A 24,558-nucleotide genomic window follows, 5' to 3' on the forward strand; every position below is an offset into this window, starting at 1 on the left:
TGCGCAGTGATTGTGAGCGTATTGGAAATAGAGATAATCGAGAATGGATAGTGATATGAAAATAGAGCTTGCACACATGGCGCATTTAACCGCCTTCAAATCTTATGTCGATGAATGCGTAGATGATGGTATTAGCCTCTATGAGTTTATCTTCAATAATTACGCTGGCTATCTTAACAAGCGCATTGCTTATGCTCGTGGTGAGCAACTCCCGAAAGGTTGGACACCGATCATTACTTATTTCTGTATCGAGAATGGGGTTATTCTTGGTTCAATACGAGTGAGGCAGGGGACTAATGCTTATATCGAGGACGTTATCGGTCATGTTGGATACGAAACGAGATCATCTGCTAGAGGCAAAGGTGTTGCTAAATTCATGTTAGCGAGTATTCAAAAAACAGTATTAACCGATAATGTTATTATCACTTGTGATCCTGTCAATATTGCGTCACGTAAAGTCATCGAAAGTTGTGACGGCGAATTTATTAATCAATTCTATTGTGAAGAAGAAAACCAACACGTGCTGAGATATCAATTATCTTCGGCATAATCTATTTTTAGATATAACGATGGCAGTTGCAGCGGCTAAATTGTATTAGCCGCTGCAACTGTTTGGTATACCGAGCAATTAAAAGTCAAATTGCAGGCCAAAACCAAACCCTGAGCTTTCTTCATACATCACACCACTTGCGACGAACGCTAGATTTGGCAGTAGATGGGCAACGAGTTCTGCACTGTATTCAATTTCTGACTCATCACCAATCTCGATATAAGCCGCATCAATAATAAACTCTAATTGGTGACTGAATTGCATGGCTAGACCTACAGCCGCATTAAACCCGAATTCACGGTCAAAATCATCATTAGTAACGGAAACTGAATTCGATTTAAGTTCGACTTCTTTACCAAATTCATAAATAGCACCACTTTCAATCGTGAGGTCAATTTTAGGTAATAGCGCCAACCTTGTGCCCATGTTGAATACGGCTTGCATCGACGTTGTTGTCATTGAATTTTGTGCATCAATAATCGTTTCTCTGCTTAAATAGTTGAAGCTTGTTCTGCTAAAGATATAAGGGCTGATTAAGTTGGATATATTGATCTGGTACGTTTTTAACGGGTCATTAGTATCTTCAGCTGTAATTTCTGTATAGTTTAGTTGGTAATAGCGATAGCTAACCGGAGTGTAATTATTATTGGCAAAAGTAGCGCTAGAAAATAGCGTAGCTAATGTGAAGTACAGATATATTAGTTTCATTTTACGTTCCTTGTTAAATGAGCTAAAAAGTCGTGAGTTAATTTTTATTGGTTATAGTGTATCGTAGTATATCGACAAATAATCTGGCTAAAGTATGAATAAATAAGGAGTTTCTGGTTATTGTAATTTAATGAAATATTGATATTCTGGATGAACAACTCGTTAAAATAAAAGTGTGTATTCTTCTGACTACTCGCTATTTATTCATATTTAAAAGGGATTTTATGAATATTAAACAAGCCTCACTTGAAGAGTTAAACGATCTCGTTAGTTTATTTGATCAATATATGGTGTTTTATAAGCAACCTTCTGCACCGCATAAGTATCGCCCGTATTTAGGTGAGCGTTTAATGAATAACGAAGCGACAGTCTTTATTGCTTATAACAAGGTAAATGAAGCAATGGGGTTTGTCCTTAACTATCATTCATTTTCGTCTGTGTCACTGGGTAAGACTATTGTATTGAATGACTTATTTGTTGCACCAGCATACCGCCAACAAGGTGTTGCTAATGAATTGATTCACCGTGTGGTGAGAGAAGCTAAACAAATTGGTGCAATCCGTGTTGGCTTGAATACCGCGAAAGATAACTTTTCAGCGCAAGCATTGTATGAAAAATTGGGATTTGTAAAAGAAACTAAATATTTTTCATATAACCTGTCTGTAAAATAGAGATAGAAAAATGCGTTAAACTAGGCTAAGCATATTTGTGGAATGCTTATAGTATATAAAATAATTTATGTGACTAAAGCCTCGAAATGTAGAATGTTAAGTGGTTTTTTCTATATGATTCAAGTAGCTATATATGTTTGGCTTGGCGATATTTTATGGAGTACACATGCTGGCATTCTTTTTGTCTGATATAAACTTACCTTATACCATCGCGATTAGTATCGTATTTTTGTTTACTCTAATAGAAATACTTGGATTATTCATCGGACTCAGTGTGCTGGGGATGTTTGACAAGATTTCGCCCTTTGAACTAGATGGAAATGCTGATGTATCAGTGGAAGCTGGTGGGTTAACGGCAACTTTAGATTGGTTATGTATTAGTAAATTACCACTTCTTATTTGGTTAATTATTGTCTTCACATTATTTTCTATTTCTGGATTTATCCTTAATTTCATCGCGCTATCGACCTTTCAATGGTCACCATCATTATTGATGACACTGCCGATAACGATCGTTATGACCGTCGTGCTAATACACTTACTTGGTTCAACACTCGCTAAAATATTCCCTCAGCGTGACTCTTCAGTTGTTTCTATTGCTAATTTTCACGGTAAGTTAGCCAAAATCACCATAGGAACAGCAACCAAAGGCAATCCTGCAGAAGCAGTACTCATCGATGATGTTAATCAAAAACATTACTTGATGGTCGAGCCTGCCTATGAACATGAAATATTTCCCCAAGGCACAGACGTTGTCGTGGTAGAAAAATTGAAGTCTAGCTGGCTCGCGATCCCATTTAACTAGACAGTAACTCACTAAGCCGCAACATTATTATTCATACCAAGGAAGATTATTATATGGAATTATCAGAAAATATCACATTCATTCTAACAATAGCGGGTATTGTGTTTACCGCGTTATTGACGATAGGTTTTATCATGGCCAAATTGTATGTGCGTTCAACCAAAGAAGTGGCTTTTGTACGAACAGGGATGGGGGGAGAAAAAATTGCGAAAGATGGTGGTATGTTGGTATTACCGGTATTGCATGAAACCATTCCTGTAAGCATGAATACATTACGTATCGAGGTGGAAAAGACGCAGAAAGATGCGTTGATCACCAAAGACCGCATGCGTGTTGATGTGAAAGCCGACTTCTATTTACGTGTTTCACCGACTAAAGAAGGTATTTCAATGGCGGCGCAAACACTTGGTCTTAGAACCATGCGCGTGGAAGAATTGAAAAAGTTAATGGAGTCTAAATTTGTTGACGTATTACGTGCTGTTGCAGCAGAAATGACGATGACAGAGATGCATGAAAAACGCTCTGACTTTGTGCAAAAAGTGCAGCAAAATGTGATTAATGATTTAGAAAAAAATGGACTGGAACTTGAATCGGTATCGTTAACAGGTTTTGATCAAACAGACCTACAATATTTTAATAAAAATAATGCCTTCGATGCTGAAGGTCGTGCGTTACTTGCACAGATTATTGAGCGTAAACGTAAAGAAACCAATGACATTGAGCAAGAGAATAGAATTCTGATTGAGCAACGTAATGTACTTGCAGAGAAACAATCATTAGAAATTGAACAAGAAAAACTGAATGCACAATTAAACCAAGAGCAAGCTATTGAAATGCGTAAAGCAGAGCAACAAGCGACGATTGTTAAGCAGCGTGAGCAAAGAGCACAGGAAGAACGCGAAGCTGAGATCGCAAAGCAAAGAGCAATTGAAGCGGCTGAAATTGAAAAATCTAAATTCATTGAAACAGCGGAAATTGAAAAAGTAAAAGTATTAGAGCAGTCAAGAATTCAACAGCAGCGTGATATTGAAGTGGCGATGCAAGAAAAGCAAATTGCAGTTGCGGTTAAGTCTGAAGAAGAATCAGCTGCACGTGCTAAAGCGGCGGAAGCAGAGAAGAACAAAGTAGAAAAAGAAGAAGCGGTTATCACTGCACGTGAAGTTGCACAAGCAAACCGTGACAAGCAAATTGAAGTTATCGCGGCAACCAAAGAAGCCGAACGTGAAGCTGTTGGTATTACTGTTCAAGCACATGCGGCAAAACAAGCAGCAGAAGATAATGCCGAATCAATTTTAATTGAAGCAAAAGCATCAGCAGATGCGTTAAAACTGAATGCTGAAGCAAACGAGAAAGTGTATGCCGTTGAAGCTGCAGGTAAACGTTCGCGTTACGAAGCGGATAATATTTTGAGTACTGAGCAGATAGATTTACAAAAATCATTGGCAATTTTACAAGTACTACCAGAGTTAATTGCCAATGCGGTTAAGCCATTAGAGAACATTGAAGGCATCAAGATCCTGCAAGGGTATGGTGGCAATAACGGTCACAGCGTTGCTAGTGTGGGTTCGAATGATGAGCGCTCATCTGCGCCACAAAGCCTATCTGAGCAAGTCACGACTGCAGCGCTAAACTATCGTGCGAATGCCCCCTTGATTGATAATATGCTTAAAGAAATTGGCTTAGTTGATAAAGAAACAGGAACATTAGAAGATCTTATTACAGGAAAGCATAACCTTGTTAAGCAATCGGTTACTCAGGCTCCAACCAATGATCCGATTAATGAATCAGACAGTCATATAGGCTAAGTGAATCACGATCTTTAAGATTGACGTCGTATTTCCCCCTTGTCTGTTTATGTTACAGGCAAGGGGCCCATCCAATCCACTGGGACCTTTAAACGTTGTTGTGTTAAGTACTTATTTAGCTAACACAGTGGATAGAACATCAAATAATGCATCAATTTCGTTAGTGGTATTGTAATGCATAAAGCCAATGCGGATCACACCACCTTTATCTAAGATGTCTAGCTGTTTACATAAGCCGATCGCATAGAAATGACCGTTCCAAACACACATATTATGTTGACCAAGCAGGCCTGATACATCTTCTGGTGAGGCATGGTCAATACGGATAGAGAAGGTAGGGGTACGCTCTGCTAATCGGTCTATATCACTAATGCCATACAGTCTTACGTTGCTGTATTGCGCTAGCTTAGCAAGGAAGTGTTGGCTTAGTTTTTGTTCATGGGTTTGGTATAGCTTAAAGCTTTGTACAAGTCTTTCTCGTAGCGGTAGCGTTTGATCACCTGCATGCGCAAGGTATTCAACTGCAGCGCTAAATCCAGCTAGCGCTTCAAAGCTTTGCGTACCGGTTTCAAAGCGACCTGGCCCTTGGTTTGTAGCGGGTTCTACTTTGTATGGCGATAAGGTATGTAACCATTGAGGTGCCACGTAAGCGATACCTACGTGAGGGCCAAAGAACTTATAGGCCGAACAGGCGAGGAAATCACAACCCAATGCTTGTACATCAACAAGCTTGTGTGGCGCGTAATGTACCGCATCGATATACACTTTAGCGCCCACTGCATGCGCCGCTTCAATGATTGGCTTCACGTCTACCAATGAGCCTGTGGTGTTCGATGCAAACGTTAAAGCCACTAATTTAGTTTTGTTTGAAATTAATGAGATTAAATGTTCGCTATCTAACGTGCAATCGGCTTCATTAACGCGAGCTTGATGCACTACTGCACCTTTGTCATCCGCAGCTTGCTGCCACGTTGATACATTTGAATAATGATCGAGAGCAGTCACAATCACTTCATCACCCGCTTGCCAATCACGGCTAATCGCACGGCTTAATTGGAACGTAAGTGACGTCATGTTAGCACCAAATACGATATTATCTGGTGATTCGGTATTAAGTAATGCTTGGCCGCTTAGGCGTGCGTTACGCATTACATCAACGGTTTTTTCACTTGAGAAAAAACGACCGCCAAGGTTCGAGTTATATTTACCTAAATAAGCAGTCATTGCATCAAGCACTGATTGTGGGACTTGTGAACCACCAGGACCGTCAAAAAAATACACTGACTTGCCATTCACTTGCTGTTGTAAAGCTGGGAAAGCTTGGCGAATTGACTCAATACATAAGTTCATAGGTTATTCCTTTAATAAATTACTTGTTACTTCTGCATCTTCTATTTGTGCAAAGAGTAATCTTGTTCTCTAAGTGTGAGTGATGTTTTGGTTGCTGCTTTATGACAGATTACATTGTTGATTTATCGCTGGTTTTATAGATCAAGCGGTGAAAACAAATACGTCACGCAGTCCGGTTTCATCTTGTTGAGCTGGCAGTGTTTCTGTTACGTAGTGGTAATAGCGACGATCGTTAAAAATGATAAATTGGTTTTCTTCTAACGTGGTGCTCATGTGTGGATGCTGGTCAACGGGCGATGAAAATATCTGTGTAAATGCACCGGCGATGTTGTCTCTTTTTACACAGAAAATACCCACAAAATCAAAACCGTCTTGATGGATACCTTCGGGTGCTGGTGACCCAGACTTATCTTGTGAACAAACAACACGGATCTGGTGAACGCCAATCGGCTGTTTTGTGGTATCGACGTTTGTTCGTTCAAGAAATGCACTTAATAAATTTTGAAAATCAGGATGCTGGTCAAGCGCCGGGGAGATGTCTTCGAACTTGCGTTCAATATTACCGATAAGACGGTTTACATCAGATGACTGCATGAAGGTACTTGTACCTAATTTTTCAAATTTCGTATCGGTCTTTTGATATTGCGAGAATGCGCGGAATCGACAGTTACTTTCAAGGTAAGGATCAGCACCTAAATCATTAAAAAAATCACCTAAGTTTTGCGCGTAGGTTGAGGGTGCTTGAAATGCTTCAATAAGAAATGATCCATTCATGGTGTAAATCCTTGGTTAATCAAATGTAGATAAGGTGCTGATTATCCGTGTATGGAGATTACTTTCAAGATAGGATCTGAACTTCAAAGGTATATTTTACAAGTGACTAATTCGTTGTTTCGAGTTGAAATGTTTGATCTGTTTTTTGATTTCGTTTTGAATTTATATATTGTAAATGTGTACTTTTACAGTCTTAGGTTTATTGATTTACAAAATTGAAGTGATAGCTGGCGCACAAAAAAGACGAAGAAATAACAAACTATTTCATCATTTTTTTAACAATTGATTCGATTTCATAAGGGAACACACACAAACTGGATCTAATTTGTTAACCAATCTTTGTTCGTGCGTTATTTATTGGACAGCTTAATGCTACCTAGTTATATATAGTTACATAATAAGTATATATATGGATGTGTATACATAAAGGGATGTAAGGATGAATCATACGATAGTTCGAGAACAGTTTGAAAAGACCACTAAAATACTGAGGAATAAAATAGTCACACTCGTTTTAATTCTGTTTTCTGGCAATGTTTTTGCCGAACCTGATGTTTATTGGGAGCAAAGTAATGAGTCTGAAGAGCACGTTATTAACCATGATTCGTGGCAATTATTACTCGATAATTATTTAATTGTTTCAGAAGACAAGGCTATCATTAACTTATTCGATTATAAGGCCGTAACAGCAGGTGATAAGCAAATATTGAGTCAGTATTTAACACGTTTACAGGGGCTTAATCCACTCGATTTAAACCGTAATCAACAAAAGGCGTATTGGATAAATCTATATAATGCGCTGACTGTTAAATTGGTGCTAGATAACTATCCAGCATCGTCAATTATCTGGATGGGGGATACATTTTTTGCTATTGGCCCTTGGGATGATGAACTCGCAACAATTAATAATAGAGCGATTAGCTTAAACGATATTGAGCAAACTATATTACGTCCTATCTGGAAAGATCCACGTATACATTATGCAATAAATTGCGCGAGTTATGGGTGCCCCAACTTATCCGCTCAAGCATTCACTGCTGATAATACCGAGCAACAATTAAATACTGCCGCGATAAGCTTTATTAACCATTCTAGGGGGGTAATGGTATCTGGTGATGATTTAGTATTATCCAAAATATACAGTTGGTATGAAGACGATTTTGGAAACAATGAGAATGATCTCATTGAGCATTTAAAGTTGTTTGCTAAACCGACATTAAAACAAGCCTTGGTAAAGTTCCAACAAAACCCCGAAGACATCGATTATGACTATGACTGGCGATTAAACCAGCCATAGCAAGCGATCAGTTCAAATCACGTCTACATCTTTACATCAATCAACAGTGCGTTGTTCGACCCAGTGTGAGCCTTGACATTCGTGCTGGTTAATTTTTAATAAAGGGATGAAATTAAAGTTAGTATGGATGTTATTAAACAGAAAAAAAAATATAAAAGTAAACGCGTTACACTTGCATTAATTGCACTCAGTTACGCGAGTTCGTCAGTTGCACAGGAGTTTAATTGGGGGGACGTAGAAGGTGCGTTTCATTCCCAGTTTTCAGTTGGATCAAGTTGGCGAGTTGAAAGTGCAGATGTGAAAAACTTAGGTAGGCAAAATGGGATCACTTATGCGGGCGCTGCATCACCGGGTATGGTTGGTAACTCCTCGTCTGGAGATGACGGTAATTTGAATTATAATCGCGGTGATGCCTTTTCGCAGACGGCAAAAGGACTTCATGATTTAACATTGCAATATGACAATTTTGGCGCTTTTTTTCGTGGTAAGTATTGGTACGATTATGTGCTTGATCAAAAAAACGTTCACCACGGTAGTGCGACAAATAGTTACGTGCCGAACCAGGTTATTAATGATGATGATTTTAATGCCTTAACAAAAGCGAAGGGCGTAGCATTATTAGATGCCTATATTTTTGCTGATTTTGATATTGGTGATTCGGTTGTTGATCTTCGTCTCGGTAAGCAAGTGGTTAACTGGGGCGAGAGTTCTTATATTCAAGGTGGTATTAACGCGGTTAACCCTGTCGATGCTGCCGCATTTCATCGACCAGGCGCTGAAGTTAAAGAAGGTTTGTTGCCTGTTAATATGTTATTTACAAATATTGGCATTACAGCAGATCTGGCCGTAGAGGCTTTCTATCAACTTAAGTTTGAACCAACTGTCATCGATAGTTGCGGTACTTACTTTTCAACTTCAGATACTTTTTCTGAAGGTTGTAACGTCTCTCTTATTACCGATGCAATTGGTGAACAAGCAGGGTATAACGCAGGTTACTATCAACGTCGTGGCACTGATGAATATGCATCGGATAACGGTCAGTTTGGTCTCGCGTTGAAGTACTATGCAGAGGACCTTAATTCAACAGTATTTGCACTGTATTACATGAATTACCACAGTCGGCTCCCTTACGTTAGTCTAGAGGCCGGACTCTCACCCTTTAATCCTTATGCGTCTGACCCTAGTATACTTGCGAAATATCATACGGCCTATCCTGAAGACATTCAATTACTTGGTTTGAGCTTTAATACGACGCTCAGTGATTGGGCGATATCGGGTGAGGTTAGCCATCGTTTAGGCTTGCCATTACAGATTAATGGTTCTGATTTATTTACGCCTGCGCTATCTGCATCGCCAACAGGATCGCCAATGGATGAAGAATACCGAAGCCTTGCTGTAGGAGATACGATTGATGGTTTTGATCGTTTCGATTATACCCAGACCCAGCTTACTTTTATTCGGTTGTTTGATCAGGTATTAGGTATAGATCGGATTAGTACAGTTGCTGAGTTTGGCTTTGGTCATGTATGGAGTTTAGATAACTCAAGAAAGTATGGTCGTAGCTCTATCTATGGTAACAGCTTTGATACCAGTGATGGTCACAATACTGATGACGGTTTCACGACATCAAATAGTGCGGGTTATCGTTTATCGGTGCAAGCGAATTACCGAAATGTTTTTTCGGGTGTCGATTTATCCCCTTCTATTGCTTGGTCTCACGATGTTTATGGTTATAGCCCTGAACCACAAGGTACCTTTCAAGAAGGACGAAGAGGTATTAATTTGGCATTGAAAGCGGATTACGCACAGCGATATAGCATGTCATTAAGTTATAGCGGATTTGAAGGACGATTTAATCCTATTTCCGACCGTGATTATGTCTCTCTCGTATTTGGTCTGTCATTTTAAAGCAGAGTAAAAAGGATTTAACGAATGAAAGCATTTAATAAAGCACCTTGTGTGGTTGCTCTTTCGATGATGATTATGTCATTAACTGTTGTGGCAAAAGTAAGTAAAGAAGAAGCGAGTCAGTTGGGACGTACATTAACGCCCGTCGGAGCTCTTGTTGCGGGTAATGAAGATGGCTCTATTCCTGCTTGGACTGGTGGAATATCTAATGCGAGCTTAGGTACAAGTTATGGTGAAAACGAGCGTGTCGGAAACCCTTATATAGCAGAAAAACCATTATTCACGATTACGGTTGATAATCTTGAGCAGTATAAAGATAACTTAACACCGGGTCAGATCGCGATGTTTAAGACTTATCCTAAGACGTTCAAAATGCCTATTTATAAAACCCATCGGAGTTTTGCATTAAAAGATGAAATGTATGATGTGATTAAGGCCAATGCGACAACTGCAACATTGACTGAAGGAGGGAACGGCTTGAGTAATTATAATATAGCGATACCTTTCCCGATCCCTAAAAGCGGCTTAGAGGTGATTTGGAATCACATTACCCGTTATCGTGGAGGCCGTGCCGAACGTGTAGTGACGAGCATACCTGTACAACGAAATGGCTCTTATATCAAAATCAAGAGTGAAGAGGTATCTTCAATACCTGAGATGTTAAGAGGTGGGGTCGATATTATTAAAGATGACAACATTCGGTTTTATTATATGCGACGTATTGTGGAGCCTGCGCGTTTAACCGGCACTATTACGCTAGTTCATGAAACCATGAACCAAGTGAAAGAGCCACGTAAAGCTTGGATTTATAATGCAGGCCAGAGACGTGTTCGTCGCGCGCCTAATGTTGCTTATGATAGTGAATCTACTGGCACTGAAGGTTTATCGACATCGGATAATTTCGATATGTATAACGGTGCCCCAGATCGCTATAACTGGAAGCTTGTCGGTAAAAAAGAACTCTATATTCCTTATAATGCCTATCAATTATCATCTACAGATTTAACGTACGATGACATTATAAAACCGGGTCATATTAACCAAGATTATACACGCTATGAGAAGCACCGAGTGTGGGAAGTTCAAGCCACGCTGAAAGAGGGCAAGCGCCATGTTTATGCAAAACGTAATTTCTTTATTGATGAGGATAGCTGGCAAGCGAGTATTGTCGATCACTACGATTCGCATAATGTGTTATGGCGAGTATCTGAAGCGCATGCCGTTCAATATTATAATGTCGGCGTGACTTGGGTGGCCGCCGAAATTTTATATGATCTGATTTCAGGGCGTTATCTAGCGAGTGGATTAACGAATGAAGAAAGTAGAGGAACGCAGTTTGATATTGATGTGAAGCGTAATGATTTTTCAATATTTGCACTGAAACGATTAGGGCGTTAACAGGTACAAAAAAGCCCAAGCAACCTTTCGCTATTTCTAGTTTAAGGTACGAAGCTTGGGCTTTTATTATAAATTATTTACGGTTTAGCGATCATTTACTTGGCAATTATAGTTCGTTAACAAACTCAACAGCACGACCGATATAGTTAGCTGGCGTCATTAATTTTAATTCCGCTTTAACTGCATCAGTGAGTTCTAGTGTATCGATGAATTCTTGCATAGCTGGACCATCAACACGACGACCACGTGTAAGATCTTTTAGCTTTTCGTATGGTTTTTCGATGCCATAGCGACGCATAACTGTTTGGATTGGCTCAGCCAGAACTTCCCAGTTACGATCCAGATCAGCAAGTAGCGCTTCTTCGTTAAGTTGTAATTTACTGATACCTTTTAACGTTGACTCATAGGCAATAACAGAATAACCGATAGCAACACCAAGGTTACGTAATACCGTTGAATCTGTTAAGTCACGCTGCCAGCGAGAAACCGGTAGTTTTGCAGAAAGGTGATTGAATAGTGCGTTAGCAATACCGATGTTACCTTCAGAGTTTTCAAAATCAATCGGGTTCACTTTGTGCGGCATGGTTGAAGAGCCAATTTCACCAGCAATGGTTTTTTGCTTAAAGTGGCCTAGACAAATATAACCCCAAATGTCACGGTCAAAATCAAGAATGATTGTGTTGAAACGTGCAATTGCGTCAAACAGTTCAGCAATGTAATCATGCGGTTCGATCTGTGTTGTGTACGGGTTCCATACAACACCAAGGCTAGAGACGAATTCTTCAGAGAATTCGTTCCAATCAACAGCTGGATAAGCTGAGATGTGTGCGTTGTAGTTACCTACAGCACCGTTGATTTTACCTAAAATTTCGACGTTAGCGATTTGTAGCATTTGACGGCGTAAACGCACAACAACGTTAGCAAATTCTTTACCCATCGTGCTTGGCGTTGCAGGCTGGCCGTGAGTACGTGATAATAATGGTACAGCAGCATATTCTTTTGCTAATACTGTTAGGCTATCGATAAGCTTTTCACAGTAAGGTAAAAGAATTGTTTCACGAGCTTCCGTTAACATTAACGCGTGAGACAAGTTGTTGATGTCTTCTGAAGTACAAGCGAAATGGATGAACTCAGAAACAGCATGTAGCTCTGCGTTATCAGCAACCTTTTCTTTCAGGAAGTATTCAACTGCTTTTACATCGTGGTTTGTTGTGCTTTCAATTGCTTTGATACGCGCAGCGTCAGCTTCAGAGAAGTTATCTGTGATGCTGTTTAATGCAGCATTCGCGTCAGCGCTTAGTGCTGGTACTTCTGCAATTAAGTCACATTCAGCTAGTTTTTGTAACCAGCGAACTTCTACTTGTACACGGTATTTGATTAGACCAAATTCACTAAAAATTGAACGCAGGGCTACTGTTTTACTACCGTAGCGACCATCGACCGGGGAAACAGCTGTTAACGCTGATAATTCCATTACATACTCCTGGGTGTGTTTAGGTTAAATTCGAGCTAATTGTTGCTTAGCTTGTTCTACCATGTGTTTACGATTGAAAACTACTTGGCGACGTTTACCGCCTGTTTGTCGCCATAACACTGCTGAGCGAATACCGGCGAATAATACTGCACGGATCTTATCTCTCACCAATGTTTGTTGTAGGAAACTTGACGTTCCTGCAATTTGGATCTTGGTGCCAAGTGGACTGATTAAGTCCACATAGATTGACGCCATGTTACTTAGAATTTGTGCATCCGTTAACTCATAGTGATGAGTTTGACGTTTCACTTGTGAGATTCGCTCACCTAACATACCAAGAATGTCATTACGTTTAGCAAGTTTACGCTCTAGAGCCACAAGACCAATCATATAGCGTGTTAATGCGCTATCTGGCCCCGTAGACGTATTACTTAACTGTGCAACGAGGGTCTTATACCCTAATTCTAGGTTTGCGTAATCGCCATAAACCTCAATAGTCTGGCTTGGATCCGTTACGATCACACAGCGTAAAGTATTATTTAATTGTGTGTTATCACAATTGCCGGTTGTCGCAAGTTGGTGTACAAGTGCAGCAGCCTGACAAACGCCTGCAAAGGCGATATTTGATTCTTGGAAGTTAGTTGACACTGTTAGCCCCTAATTTGAACGTCAATAATTGCGCCACCTAGGCAAACGTCATCAAGGTAAAATACCGCTGATTGACCTGGTGTAACCGCAAGTTCGGGTTTATCAAAAGTTACTTCTATTTGGTCTTCGCCGATTGGTGTCACTAAACAAGGTACATCAGTCTGACGGTAACGTGTTTTTACAGTGCATCGCAATGGCTGTGTTAATGGTTCGCGGCTAACCCAATGGAGTTGCGAGGCCATTAAACCGGTTGAAAATAAACGCGGGTGGTTGTGACCTTGTGCCACAAGCAATACGTTACGCTCCATATCTTTATCAACGACATACCAAGGTTCTTGGCTGCTGTTGTTTTTCATACCGCCGATATGTAGGCCTTTACGTTGACCCAGTGTGTGGTACATCAGACCTTGGTGTTCACCAATTTCTTCGCCATCAACACTTTCAATTTTACCCGGCTGTGCAGGGAGGTACTTGCTTAAAAATTCAGTGAATTTACGTTCACCAATAAAGCAGATACCAGTACTGTCTTTTTTGTTTGCTGTGATCAGGTCTTGTTCTTGAGCAATTCGACGTACTTCTGGTTTTTCTAATTCACCCACAGGGAACAATGAACGTGAAACCTGTACATGATCGAGCGTGTATAAGAAATAGCTTTGATCTTTATTGCTGTCTAAGCCACGTAACATTTCAAAGGTGCCATCGGCTTTTTGACGACGACTAACGTAGTGACCCATCGCAATATAGTCAGCAGCAAGTACTTCTGATGCAAACTGCAGGAATGCTTTAAATTTGATTTCTTTGTTACAAAGAATATCTGGGTTTGGTGTACGACCTGCTTTGTATTCAGCTAAGAAGTATTCAAATACGTTATCCCAGTATTCAGCAGAGAAATTAATAGCGTGTAACTCGATACCTAATTTATCACATACTGCTTGTGCATCTGCTAGGTCCTCAGCAGCGGCACAATATTCATCATTATCGTCATCTTCCCAGTTCTTCATGAACAGGCCTTCTACTTGATAACCTTGCTGTTGTAACAGGTAAGCAGAAACAGATGAGTCAACACCGCCGGACATGCCAACGATTACTTTTTTAGTACTGTTTAACGCTTTAGTACTGGCGTCGATTGTATTATTTGTCATAGGACCTTTTAATTACTCTTGTAGTAATGCAAATAAAGTTAAAGGCTTTTTTGCTAATGTATTAAATATATAACTGAAATAGGTGTTATGGCCACAGTTAGTTACTGTTCTTAGGATCTCAAGATCCAATCGCGCGAATTTTACCATGAAGGCTAGCGCAAAAACAGACTTTGGTACTAATTCATCACGTTAATACTGCTTTCAACTAGTTCACCTGGTTGGATGTTATCCAACGTCCAAGGACCAATGCGATAGCGGATCAAACGCAGGGTAGGGTGCCCAATGTGTGCTGTCATGCGACGTACTTGACGGTTGCGGCCTTCTATAATGGTAATGGCTAACCATGTCGTTGGGATATTTTGACGTTCACGAATTGGCGGTATACGTGGCCATACCTTAGGTTCTGTCATTATTTCAACTTTAGCTGGCAGCGTTGACCCATCTTTTAATACCACGCCGTAACGTAAATCGTTCAGTTTTTCTGGACTTGGTTCACCTTCAACTTGGACCCAATAGGTCTTTTCTGTTTTTTCACCTGGCTGAGTAAGCTTTGCTTGGAGGCGGCCATTATTGGTTAATAATAATAATCCTTCGCTGTCGCGGTCTAGGCGACCAGCTGCATAAATATCCGGCACCTTGATATAGTCTTTTAAGGTTTCGCGGTTATCGGCGTCGGTAAACTGGGTTAGTACCATGTAAGGCTTATTGAATACATACACTTGTGTTGGACCAGCTTCTTTTGGTTTAGTATGTTGTGGGCGATTGCTCTTACCACGTGGTTTTACCGTATTGGTGTAGCTGATTTGGCTCTTTTTAGCCTGTTCAGATGGGCCTTTCTTTCGACCTAGAGTTAGTTTTGGCTTTGCTGGTGCTGGTGTTGACATGGTATCGCTAATAATTAAAATGCTTATGATGCAATTGTAGCAAATTTTGAAGGGCTATTTATGGGTAATTTAATATAGAGAAGTTTAATAAAGGGTAATTTAATTAGCCGCTAAAATACATTGGTATGACAGCGACTATTGTTAGGTGTTTTTGTTAGATACAGTTTAAGGCTAATCAGTTTAGGGTTCATAGAATTCTGCGGGTAATAGTGGCTTCAACCTGTCAGAGAGATACCTAGCCCCTTGTTTTGTTGTATGTACTTCATCATAGTAAAATGGCAGGCCATTTTTATCGACGACATTACATTTTTTAACTGGGCAGAATGCGTAAGTCATATTAATAAATTGATAACCGGAATCCTGATGTTTACGGAAGAAGTTATTATTTTTAATATTAGTAGCAGGCAGTGATTTGAACACGACTTCGCTTACATCTTGATCATCTTTAAAGGCGTTAAGCATTATAATGGGCAGTGGTTTGTTCATACCTTTATTACCGATAATATATATTTTAGCGTGTGGATTTTTTTGTTTTATCTGTTTAATTGCGTCGAGGTTATAGTCTAAAGACCAGTTACGCCAATTCATCGCAAGAAAAATAAAGTCAGCATTAACTAAGCGAGAGTCCGCTGTTATTTTTCTGATTTTTGCGGCACATTTAAGTAATTTTTTCTCGCCGATATTCTCAGAGAGGTTAATCCTATCGTAGAGCGCATTTAATGGTTTAGGTAGGTGGTAAAAAACACCACATTTGGCTGATATTTTTTGAGCCATAAAATTAATTCGATCATTATTAATGACACTTACTTTCTCATTGATGACATTAACAAAATCAGCAGATTGAGAATCACCGATAAACATAACATTTAATTTATCGTTATCAATCTTGTTCTTTTTTAATGTGTTCATCATTTGCCAAGTATAAAGCTCCCCTTTATCTGATTGGTCTAAATTTGCGGCAATAATGTGTTTCGGCATACCGGATACTTGATATAACAGAAAGGGGGTCGATTTATAAAACATGACAAAAGCCAAGATCGTTATTAGTGTAAAAACAAGTGTGTTTTTTGGGTTTTTAAACTGATTTTGTTCAATGAGATAATAACTAAGTGCACCAAAAACCACAGACAATACTATGCCAATTGGTACCCAGTTATCCAATTGATAATACACGCCATAGACCGCAATAGGCCAATGCCAGAGATAGATTGAGTATGACCATTTTCCGAGTGCTTGAAATAACCTGTTATTAGTAAATATACTCGTCTCTCGGTTACTGAGTAGAATGAGATAGGTACCAAATACAGGCACGCAAGCCACGTAGCCCGGCCAAGGCGTCATTTTAGACGTGAACGTAAATGATAATAATATTAACGTAATACCGATAATTTCGAATAATATTTTTTGATTTCTGTGTAATTTTATCGGATAAAAATAAGCGACACCGCCTAACAACATTTCCCAAGCGCGAGTTGAGAGAGAAAAATAAGCGAAGGTTGGCCATTTTTCTGTTGCTACAACGCAAAATATAAATCCTAGGACAGTGGCTACGATTAACAGGCGTTTTAAATGTTCGAGAGAAAAATAGCGTTTTAAAAACAGCAGTATAATGGGATATATAATATAGAACTGCCATTCGACGGACAATGACCAGGTATGTAGCAACCATTTTTCATAGGCGCTAGCATCAAAGTAACCAGACTCATAATAATAAGTAATGTTTGATAGAAAAGTGATGCTGCTAGCGACATGCTTACCTAAGGTTAGATAGTCTAATGGCGGCAATATAAACCAAGTAACGAATAATAATATGAAGCAAAGGGCTGCGAGCGGGGGAATTATTCGATTTGCTCTGCATAAATAAAAATCAGCTAAATTTAATGAATCTGTGTTTAATCCTTTAAAGATAATACCAGTCATTAAAAAACCAGAAATGACAAAGAAAATATCGACACCAGCAAAACCTCCGGGCGCGATACTCGGATTAAAATGGAACAATACGACAGCAATAAGTGCAATTGCTCTTAACCCATTTATATCGTTTCTAAATTTTATCATGTACACCTTCAGACGTAATTGTCGTGATTTTTGCTTTCAATGTATCGCAACATTCGATTCTACGTCATTGTCACCTTTCATATACTATTTTAAATCACGGTGTCCAAAAAGAAAGCTTTAGCCACAAGAGACATCAAAATTATGATGGGGAATAGGGGGAAATAGGGGGGAATAGGGGGGAATAGGAGGAATAGATATGCGATATATTAATTGACTGTGACTCGTGTCTTTAGAAAATAGGGACAGCCATTAGCAAATAATTACAGTTATTAGAATATAAAAAGTAAAAAGCCCGCAACAGATTAATCTATTGCGGGCTGAATATACGTAGCTGTTATTACTTAGCTAAGCGCAGTACTCAGTAAATCATTGAATGTTTTACTTGGGCGCATAATTGCTTCTAATTTAGCTGGGTCTGCGTTGAAGTAACCACCAATATCGACCGCTTTGCCTTGAACTGAATTTAGCTCTTCGACAATTTTCTGTTCATTTTCAGCGAGACTTGCAGCCAGAGGCGTAAACTGTGTAGCGAGTTCTGTGTCTTCAGTCTGTTCAGATAGGCACTTAGCCCAGAACAGAGACAGGTAGAAGTGACTACCGCGGTTATCCAGCTCACCAGTACGGCGTGATGGTGACTTACCGTTATCAAGTAGCATTTCAGTTGCTTGATCGAGTGTCGCTGCCAGTACTTTTGCTTTCACACTGCCTGATTTCTTCGCCACTGCTTCTAAAGAAACGGTTAACGCCAAGAATTCACCGAGTGAGTCCCAACGTAAATGGTTTTCTTCAACCAGTTGCTGTACGTGTTTAGGCGCTGAACCACCGGCACCCGTTTCAAACAAGCCACCGCCAGCCATTAACGGCACAATAGAAAGCATCTTAGCACTTGTACCTAATTCCATAATTGGGAATAGATCGGTTAGGTAATCACGTAAAATGTTACCTGTCGCTGAAATTGTATCTAGGCCACGTACAACACGTTCAAGTGTGTAACGCATCGCACGTACTTGTGACATGATCTGAATGTCTAAACCTTCAGTGTCGTGATCTTTAAGGTATTCATTTACCTTAGTAATCAGTTCATTTTCATGCGGACGGTAGCGATCTAACCAGAACACGACGGGTGTATCTGAATCTCTTGCACGCTCTACAGACAATTTAACCCAGTCTCGGATTGGCGCGTCTTTAACTTGGCACATACGCCAGATATCGTCTTTCTCAACGTTCTGGATCATCAGTACTTCGCCAGTGTCGATATCAACGATACGTGCTTCACCTGTTGCTGGTGCTTCAAATGTTTTGTCGTGTGAACCGTATTCTTCGGCTTTTTGTGCCATTAAACCAACATTCGGTACGCTACCCATAGTCACAGGATCAAATGCGCCGTTAGTTTTACAGAAGGCAATTATTTCTTGGTAAATACGGGCGAAAGTTGATTCTGGGATCACGGCTTTAGTGTCTTTTGGACGACCATCAGCACCCCACATTTTACCACCACTACGGATCATCGCAGGCATAGACGCATCAACGATAACATCGTTTGGCGCGTGTAGATTCGAGATACCTTTATCGGAATCAACCATCGCCAATTCTGGACGATGTGCGTGACAAGCGTGTAAGTCACGACGAATTTCTTCACGTTGTGAACTTGGTAGATCAGCGATTTTTTCGTAAAGGTTAGATAAACCATTATTTACATTTACGCCAAGCTGTTTAAACAATTCATCATGTTTTGCAAACGCGTCTTTGTAGAAAATTCTTACAGCATGACCAAACACAATCGGGTGAGATACTTTCATCATGGTTGCTTTTACGTGTAGCGAAAACATCATGCCTGTTTCGTAAGCATCTTGCATTTCTTGTTCGTAAAATTCACATAGCGCTGTTTTGCTCATAAACATGCTATCGATAATTTCGCTATCTAGCAGCGCAATTTTTTCTTTAAGCACGATACTTTCGCCAGTTTCTGTAAGCAGTTCCATTCTTACATTACGTGCACGATCTAGTGTTATTGATTTTTCGCCGTGATAGAAATCACCTTTACGCATATGCGCTACGTGAGTTTGTGATGCTTGGCTCCATTTAGCCATTGAATGCGGGTGTTTACGTGCGTAATTTTTTACGGCTTTAGGCGCTCGACGATCTGAATTACCTTCACGAAGTACCGGATTTACCGCGCTACCAAGTGCTGTGGAATAGCGTTGTAAAATCGATTTTTCTTCATCAGACTGCGGGTTTTCTGGAAGGTTTGGAATCGGGAATCCTTGGGATTGCAATTCACTAATTGCTGCCTGTAACTGAGGTACAGATGCACTAATATTTGGCAGTTTAATAATGTTGGTATTTGAGTCTTGAGTTAGACGACCTAGTTCGCTGAGGTTATCTGGTAACTGTTGTTCTTCAGTTAAATAATCTGGAAATTCGGCCAGAATTCTGGCTGCAACGGATATATCACGTTTAACGATATCAATTCCCGCTGTTGACGTGAATGTTTCGATAATAGGTAGCAGTGAGTAGGTTGCCAATAACGGCGCTTCGTCCGTTAATGTATAGATAATCGTTGAATTTTTGTCAGACATATTATTCCCTGGATTACTAGCGTATTGTCCCCCCTGTTACTATTCGGAACATCGTCTGCTAGCGTCTTTTAAATAAGTGCAGATTCTAGAGGGATTGAAAATTGTTATAGCTAGGTTGCAGAAATCGCAACAGCTGTTATCCTAGCAGATGCTCCGTATCTACTTTTTTCATAGTATCATAAAAATCGTATTATCCATCTTGTTTAACTTCAAAATACTTGAAATCATACCACTTTGTAATTATTTATAACGCCAGTACTTGTCATTAAATAGCTATATGTTCGTGTTCATTAAAACTAAACGGTGGGTTGTTAGTAACCATTGATTAACTAAATATCTACATTTTAAGGTTCTGCGGTTCGCTCTCTATATATAATAACGGGACAGTGAACGACTTTTGTTCTTAACTAGTTTATTTACGCAGATTCATATAGTTATATATTGAATTTTGGTGGAATAAAATGCTGCTTTGATTTGAGTATCCATAAGCATTATTTGGTGAAACTGAAGGATTTTGTAATCGGTATATTCACGATAATGCAGCGCAATGTATTGTTGTTGAAAATTCGAAGACAGCGCTAAGAGGTTTTTCTGAAGAGAGATATTTTGTCAAATAGCTTTTAGTTAACGGTCAATATTGAGATGTGAAGCACATGTATATTTTTCGGAATTCAGCTTAGAGGTGTTTTGATGTAACACCTCTAAGCTGAAAAAACTAAGCTGCCCTCCAATTAATATTTAAGACGACAGTTTTGGATTGAGTAAAAGCTAATATTAGTTTCTACTGATCGCTGCCAGTAACGTGCCTGCGCCAATAAACATGCAGCCGAAAATTCGATTCTGAATCATAAGATGGCGTTTGCTCTGTATTAAATGAGCCACTCTGGTCGCTAACATTGAATAACCCGCCATTACCGTCAGATCCACAACGACCATAGTGATACCAAGAATTTGCATTTGCTGTAAGTATGAGCCTAATGGATCGATAAACTGAGGCAATAAGGCAACTAGAAAAACAATGCTTTTAGGATTGGTTATGTTGATAAATACTGCTTGAGTAAACACTTTCCATGCGCTTTCATCTTGACGACGTTCTAATTCATTACAGTCGGTGGTACTTTCTCTGAATTTCTGGATCCCCAGATAAATCAGATAAATAATACCTGCCCACTTGATCGTAAAAAACATGACCTCAGACTGGGCAAGTAATGCACCTAGCCCTGCACCTACAATCGTAATATTAATGATATTACCAACTTGTAATCCAAGGTTAGAGATTAAACTACGTTTAAAGCCATGTTTCATGGCGATAGACATGCTATTTACCGCCCCTGCACCAGGGGATATCGCCAGTACGATGCAGGCAACTAAAAATGCCAGCCATAAATCAAAATTCATAGATTACTCCGGTTAATAGTGACAGCTCTGGACTTGAGCTGTAATTAGAGCTAGTTTAATTAGCATTGTTCGTTAGACATAATATGTTTATGTTTCTTTCTTCGTAAGGAAAAGTGATGGATACTAGATTTATTGATAGCCTGATTGCTGTTGCAGAGGAAGGATCAATTGCTGGGGCTGCAAGGTCACAAATGATAACCGCTGCCGCAGTCAGCCAGAGAATTCAGTCACTCGAGCGTGAATTTAAATGTAAGTTATTCAGCCGAGCTGGCAATACGGTACAGCCAACCGATGCTTGTTTAACTATTCTTCCAAAAGCTAAATCCTTTGTTAGGGAGGCTAGGGATCTACTTGAAGTCGTTCAGGGTTCAGGGTTTAGTGGTACGTTAAGGATTGGGGCTAATTCTACCTCGTTAGCTGCTTTTATTCCGGCGACACTTAAGTCAATTAGAGCCTCGGCACCTGAAGCAAAGTTTCATATTACACCGGGTAATTCGATTGATTTATACCGCAGCCTGATCGATGGTGATATTGACACTGCTATCATGGTTATGCCTGCCTCTACTATCCCTAAATCGTTGAAATACTGGATTCTAAGGGATGAACCTTTGGTTCTAATTCATCATAAAAGCATAAAAGGGACTATAACTGAAATACTTGATAACAACCCTTATATCCGATATGACCCTACTTGTTGGGGAGGGCAGATGTCAGAGTTATGCATGATTGAAAAAGGGATGACTAAAAATACGATCTTCGATCTGGATTCACTTGAAGCGATTGCTCAACTTGTTTCTGAAGAGGTCGGTGTGTCAATGGTACCAGTCTGGGCAGGATTAGAGCAGTACAACGAGACCATTACTAGCGTTATTATTCCTGATAGAAAGTATGATCGAAAAATGGTGCTAATGCATGCTTATCATCCCCGTCAGCCCAGGCTACAGGAACTATTCATGAAGCACTTAAGTGAGCTGGAATCGATTGATGTTACTGAGCCTTAGGGGAGGGCTGTAAAGTACAATAAAACCCTGAGCTTGGTGCATCAGGGTTTATGATTTAACTATCAATACATTAAGCTATAGAGTTTACGGCGGTAGTCTGCCACGAGTGCTGCATCAGTAATTACCGATAATAATTCTAAATAAACTTTTCTTGCGCCACCCTCTAAGAAATCATATTCCGTGCTTAAGATCTTAAATAACAATACTATCGCATCGTTATGTTTGTTGGCAATTTGCAGTTGCAGTGCCAGATCATAAGCAACTTGTAAATCATCTGGGTTTGCTTCATGCGCAGCTGTTAATGCGATGATTTCCGGTGTTTCTGCTGATTTTTTAGCTGTCTCTAAATGTGAACGTAGCGTTTGATATTGGTTACTTTGTTGTTCATCTTCAGCAAATGTATCAAGTAATGCTTCGGTGGCTTCAACTTGGTGTGAACCGAGAAGTGCTTGTGCATAAGCTATTTTGATATCGGTATTATCCGGTGCCAGTTCGTAAGCTTGACCCATTAGCGGCACTGCTTCTGCAAACTTGCTGTCCATTAACAACATCTGTGCTTGTTGCAACAATACTTCTTCTTGCTTTGGTAAATGACGGCTAATGATTTCACGGATAGCCGCTTCTTCTTGTTCTCCGACAAAGCTATCAACGGGTTTACCATCCTTAAAGATGGCAATGGTCGGTAGGCTTTTAATGCCAAATTGCTGAACTAATTCTGGATGACGGTCGCAATTTAATCGAGCCAGAATTATTTGACCATTTAAGCTTTGGGCGATATTTAATAGGCGGGCACTTACCTGGTTTTCTGGCGAACGTTCAGACCAGAAATCAATGACGATTGGTTGCTCGTATTTACCTTGTAGTAAGATCTCTTGAAAGTTTTCACTGGTAAGGTCAAGGATATAATTCTGCACTGATTAACTCCGTCAAATTGCGTATCGATATAAATTCGGTATATGAAAGACATATGGGGGGTAAAGTTAGCATAATCAAGTCTAATGTATCTGTCTATGAGTGAGATCTTGATCACTGTCGTCAAAACAAAAACAGCATATATTGATAGGTTACTGGTATCAAGGATGTGTTCTAGGATGAGTAAGTCTTTATTTATAAACAGCATCAGTTGTGCTCTGCTTGCTTGTTTAAATTCAACTTCTGCGTTTGCCAGCACTAATACAGAAGTGACTACAGAAAATGGCAATGCGGCGGAAAAATTATCGTATCAAGCTAGTTTTGGGCCAACACCTGAAACATTGTTAAGTGCTCAGCAAATCACGCGTCAGCAATGGATTACTGCGCAGCTGCAATTGGCACCCAGTTGGCATTATTCGTTAGCGGCGAAAGATCAATTACATCAACGGGTGGCATTTGCTTTGTCTCAGATTTTTGTGGTGTCGAGTCAAGAACCTGCATTGGCTAAATACAGTGATGGTTTAGTTTGGTATTACGATCTGTTCGTGAAGCATAGCTTTGGTAATTACCGTGATTTATTGCAAGACATCACTTTGTCTCCCACTATGGGGACTTACCTGTCGATGCAAGGTAATCGTAAAGCTAATCTGAATGAAAATACACTCCCAGACGAAAACTATGCCCGTGAAGTGATGCAGTTATTCAGTATTGGCCTGTATCAATTAGATATCAGTGGAGACGTTATTTTAGATAAGCAGGGGAATAAAATTCCGAGCTACCAACAAGCGGACGTTGAAAATTTAGCGCGGATATTTACAGGCTGGGATTTAGTCGAAAACAAACGCTATGGTCATCGTCGTAGTGGGCGTTATGACACCTTTATGGAATTGTCGCCTAAGCAGCATGACTACAACGAAAAAATATTACTTGGTCAGCACATCATAGCGGGAATGAAAGCGGATAAAGAATTGTCTGTCAGTCTCGATGTGTTATTTAATCACCCCAATGTCGGACCTTTTATTAGTCGCCAGCTGATCCAGCGTTTGGTGGAATCAAATCCATCACCTGATTATATTAAACGCATTGCAACGGTATTTAATGATAATGGCGAAGGTATACGCGGTGATTTAAGTGCTGTTGTGCACGCTATTTTACTTGATGATGACGCCCAGGTTTAAAGCTTTATCCTTTTCAGC

At 39.9% G+C, this 24,558-nt stretch carries 20 protein-coding genes; 9 read left to right on the top strand and 11 right to left on the bottom strand.

Annotated features, from left to right (window positions below; genetic code table 11):
- Window positions 1–55 precede the first annotated feature (55 nt).
- Window positions 56–550 (top strand): GNAT family N-acetyltransferase, encoded by a 495-nt coding sequence (locus tag AKG98_RS01680; RefSeq protein ID WP_228140178.1) that lies wholly within the window; start codon window positions 56–58, stop codon window positions 548–550.
- A 78-nt stretch (window positions 551–628) separates the two neighbouring features.
- Here AKG98_RS01680 and AKG98_RS01685 read toward each other — a convergent pair whose 3' ends face one another.
- A complete protein-coding gene (locus tag AKG98_RS01685) occupies window positions 629–1,258 on the bottom strand; it encodes an outer membrane beta-barrel protein (protein ID WP_067040382.1) in 630 nt (209 codons plus the stop codon).
- Between the two features lie 224 nt (window positions 1,259–1,482).
- Here AKG98_RS01685 and AKG98_RS01690 point away from each other — a divergent pair, with 224 nt between their 5' ends.
- From AKG98_RS01690 to AKG98_RS01700, 3 genes are all read left to right on the top strand, one after another.
- Entirely contained in the window at window positions 1,483–1,929 is a 447-nt protein-coding gene (locus tag AKG98_RS01690) for an N-acetyltransferase (RefSeq protein WP_067040385.1), read from the top strand.
- A gap of 166 nt (window positions 1,930–2,095) precedes the next feature.
- Complete coding sequence (locus AKG98_RS01695) at window positions 2,096–2,734, top strand: YqiJ family protein (protein WP_067040388.1); 639 nt, start codon at window positions 2,096–2,098, stop codon at window positions 2,732–2,734.
- Window positions 2,735–2,787: 53 nt separating this feature from the next.
- Entirely contained in the window at window positions 2,788–4,539 is a 1,752-nt protein-coding gene (locus tag AKG98_RS01700) for a flotillin family protein (protein WP_067040391.1), read from the top strand.
- 111 nt (window positions 4,540–4,650) lie between these two features.
- Here the strand turns inward: AKG98_RS01700 and AKG98_RS01705 are convergent, their stop codons facing one another.
- Both AKG98_RS01705 and AKG98_RS01710 read right to left on the bottom strand, forming a co-directional pair.
- Complete coding sequence (locus AKG98_RS01705; RefSeq protein ID WP_067040394.1) at window positions 4,651–5,889, bottom strand: cysteine desulfurase-like protein; 1,239 nt, start codon at window positions 5,887–5,889, stop codon at window positions 4,651–4,653.
- Between the two features lie 141 nt (window positions 5,890–6,030).
- Window positions 6,031–6,663: a 2OG-Fe dioxygenase family protein gene (locus tag AKG98_RS01710; protein ID WP_067040397.1), complete on the bottom strand. Its 633-nt coding sequence runs from the start codon at window positions 6,661–6,663 to the stop codon at window positions 6,031–6,033.
- A gap of 439 nt (window positions 6,664–7,102) precedes the next feature.
- Here AKG98_RS01710 and AKG98_RS01715 point away from each other — a divergent pair, with 439 nt between their 5' ends.
- The 3 genes from AKG98_RS01715 to AKG98_RS01725 all read left to right on the top strand — a co-directional run bounded on the left by AKG98_RS01715 (window position 7,103) and on the right by AKG98_RS01725 (window position 11,266).
- Entirely contained in the window at window positions 7,103–7,960 is an 858-nt protein-coding gene (locus AKG98_RS01715) for a DUF547 domain-containing protein (protein ID WP_157534047.1), read from the top strand.
- 123 nt (window positions 7,961–8,083) lie between these two features.
- Entirely contained in the window at window positions 8,084–9,868 is a 1,785-nt protein-coding gene (locus AKG98_RS01720; RefSeq protein ID WP_067040400.1) for a DUF1302 domain-containing protein, read from the top strand.
- A gap of 24 nt (window positions 9,869–9,892) precedes the next feature.
- Window positions 9,893–11,266 (top strand): DUF1329 domain-containing protein, encoded by a 1,374-nt coding sequence (locus AKG98_RS01725; protein ID WP_067040403.1) that lies wholly within the window; start codon window positions 9,893–9,895, stop codon window positions 11,264–11,266.
- 106 nt (window positions 11,267–11,372) lie between these two features.
- Here the strand turns inward: AKG98_RS01725 and purB are convergent, their stop codons facing one another.
- From purB to rhtB, 7 genes are all read right to left on the bottom strand, one after another.
- Entirely contained in the window at window positions 11,373–12,740 is a 1,368-nt protein-coding gene (gene purB, locus AKG98_RS01730; RefSeq protein ID WP_067040406.1) for an adenylosuccinate lyase, read from the bottom strand.
- Between the two features lie 24 nt (window positions 12,741–12,764).
- Entirely contained in the window at window positions 12,765–13,388 is a 624-nt protein-coding gene (gene hflD / locus AKG98_RS01735) for a high frequency lysogenization protein HflD (RefSeq protein ID WP_067040409.1), read from the bottom strand.
- Between the two features lie 2 nt (window positions 13,389–13,390).
- Window positions 13,391–14,530 carry a tRNA 2-thiouridine(34) synthase MnmA gene (mnmA, locus tag AKG98_RS01740; protein WP_067040412.1) on the bottom strand — a complete coding sequence of 380 codons (1,140 nt, stop codon included), beginning with the start codon at window positions 14,528–14,530 and terminating at the stop codon, window positions 13,391–13,393.
- A 176-nt stretch (window positions 14,531–14,706) separates the two neighbouring features.
- A complete protein-coding gene (locus tag AKG98_RS01745; RefSeq protein WP_067040416.1) occupies window positions 14,707–15,414 on the bottom strand; it encodes a pseudouridine synthase in 708 nt (235 codons plus the stop codon).
- Between the two features lie 180 nt (window positions 15,415–15,594).
- Window positions 15,595–17,472, bottom strand: coding sequence for an acyltransferase family protein (locus tag AKG98_RS01750; protein ID WP_228140179.1), 1,878 nt, complete (start codon window positions 17,470–17,472; stop codon window positions 15,595–15,597).
- Between the two features lie 341 nt (window positions 17,473–17,813).
- Entirely contained in the window at window positions 17,814–20,051 is a 2,238-nt protein-coding gene (locus AKG98_RS01755) for an NADP-dependent isocitrate dehydrogenase (protein ID WP_067040420.1), read from the bottom strand.
- 774 nt (window positions 20,052–20,825) lie between these two features.
- Window positions 20,826–21,449, bottom strand: a complete 624-nt coding sequence (rhtB, locus tag AKG98_RS01760; protein ID WP_067040425.1) for a homoserine/homoserine lactone efflux protein — start codon at window positions 21,447–21,449, stop codon at window positions 20,826–20,828.
- 116 nt (window positions 21,450–21,565) lie between these two features.
- On the opposite strand from rhtB, the gene AKG98_RS01765 reads away from it, so the two are divergent.
- Window positions 21,566–22,450: a LysR family transcriptional regulator gene (locus tag AKG98_RS01765; RefSeq protein WP_067040428.1), complete on the top strand. Its 885-nt coding sequence runs from the start codon at window positions 21,566–21,568 to the stop codon at window positions 22,448–22,450.
- Window positions 22,451–22,512: 62 nt separating this feature from the next.
- Here AKG98_RS01765 and AKG98_RS01770 read toward each other — a convergent pair whose 3' ends face one another.
- Window positions 22,513–23,364 carry a tetratricopeptide repeat protein gene (locus AKG98_RS01770; protein WP_067040431.1) on the bottom strand — a complete coding sequence of 284 codons (852 nt, stop codon included), beginning with the start codon at window positions 23,362–23,364 and terminating at the stop codon, window positions 22,513–22,515.
- Between the two features lie 177 nt (window positions 23,365–23,541).
- On the opposite strand from AKG98_RS01770, the gene AKG98_RS01775 reads away from it, so the two are divergent.
- On the top strand, window positions 23,542–24,540 hold the full coding sequence (locus AKG98_RS01775) for a DUF1800 family protein (protein WP_228140180.1): 999 nt from the start codon (window positions 23,542–23,544) through the stop codon (window positions 24,538–24,540).
- Window positions 24,541–24,558: the final 18 nt, after the last annotated feature.

Source organism: Moritella sp. JT01 (assembly GCF_001574435.1).
GTDB lineage: Bacteria > Pseudomonadota > Gammaproteobacteria > Enterobacterales > Moritellaceae > Moritella.

Bases quoted from the DNA above. Each gene is read 5' to 3' on its own strand.
- rhtB (WP_067040425.1), bottom strand. From the start codon at position 21,449: ATGAATTTTGATTTATGGCTGGCATTTTTAGTTGCCTGCATCGTACTG.
- AKG98_RS01685 (WP_067040382.1), bottom strand. From the start codon at position 1,258: ATGAAACTAATATATCTGTACTTCACATTAGCTACGCTATTTTCTAGC.
- AKG98_RS01720 (WP_067040400.1), top strand. From the start codon at position 8,084: ATGGATGTTATTAAACAGAAAAAAAAATATAAAAGTAAACGCGTTACA.
- AKG98_RS01700 (WP_067040391.1), top strand. From the start codon at position 2,788: ATGGAATTATCAGAAAATATCACATTCATTCTAACAATAGCGGGTATT.
- AKG98_RS01715 (WP_157534047.1), top strand. From the start codon at position 7,103: ATGAATCATACGATAGTTCGAGAACAGTTTGAAAAGACCACTAAAATA.
- mnmA (WP_067040412.1), bottom strand. From the start codon at position 14,530: ATGACAAATAATACAATCGACGCCAGTACTAAAGCGTTAAACAGTACT.
- AKG98_RS01710 (WP_067040397.1), bottom strand. From the start codon at position 6,663: ATGAATGGATCATTTCTTATTGAAGCATTTCAAGCACCCTCAACCTAC.
- AKG98_RS01695 (WP_067040388.1), top strand. From the start codon at position 2,096: ATGCTGGCATTCTTTTTGTCTGATATAAACTTACCTTATACCATCGCG.
- AKG98_RS01690 (WP_067040385.1), top strand. From the start codon at position 1,483: ATGAATATTAAACAAGCCTCACTTGAAGAGTTAAACGATCTCGTTAGT.
- AKG98_RS01755 (WP_067040420.1), bottom strand. From the start codon at position 20,051: ATGTCTGACAAAAATTCAACGATTATCTATACATTAACGGACGAAGCG.
- AKG98_RS01725 (WP_067040403.1), top strand. From the start codon at position 9,893: ATGAAAGCATTTAATAAAGCACCTTGTGTGGTTGCTCTTTCGATGATG.
- AKG98_RS01775 (WP_228140180.1), top strand. From the start codon at position 23,542: ATGAGTAAGTCTTTATTTATAAACAGCATCAGTTGTGCTCTGCTTGCT.
- AKG98_RS01750 (WP_228140179.1), bottom strand. From the start codon at position 17,472: ATGATAAAATTTAGAAACGATATAAATGGGTTAAGAGCAATTGCACTT.
- AKG98_RS01680 (WP_228140178.1), top strand. From the start codon at position 56: ATGAAAATAGAGCTTGCACACATGGCGCATTTAACCGCCTTCAAATCT.
- AKG98_RS01745 (WP_067040416.1), bottom strand. From the start codon at position 15,414: ATGTCAACACCAGCACCAGCAAAGCCAAAACTAACTCTAGGTCGAAAG.
- AKG98_RS01705 (WP_067040394.1), bottom strand. From the start codon at position 5,889: ATGAACTTATGTATTGAGTCAATTCGCCAAGCTTTCCCAGCTTTACAA.
- AKG98_RS01765 (WP_067040428.1), top strand. From the start codon at position 21,566: ATGGATACTAGATTTATTGATAGCCTGATTGCTGTTGCAGAGGAAGGA.
- purB (WP_067040406.1), bottom strand. From the start codon at position 12,740: ATGGAATTATCAGCGTTAACAGCTGTTTCCCCGGTCGATGGTCGCTAC.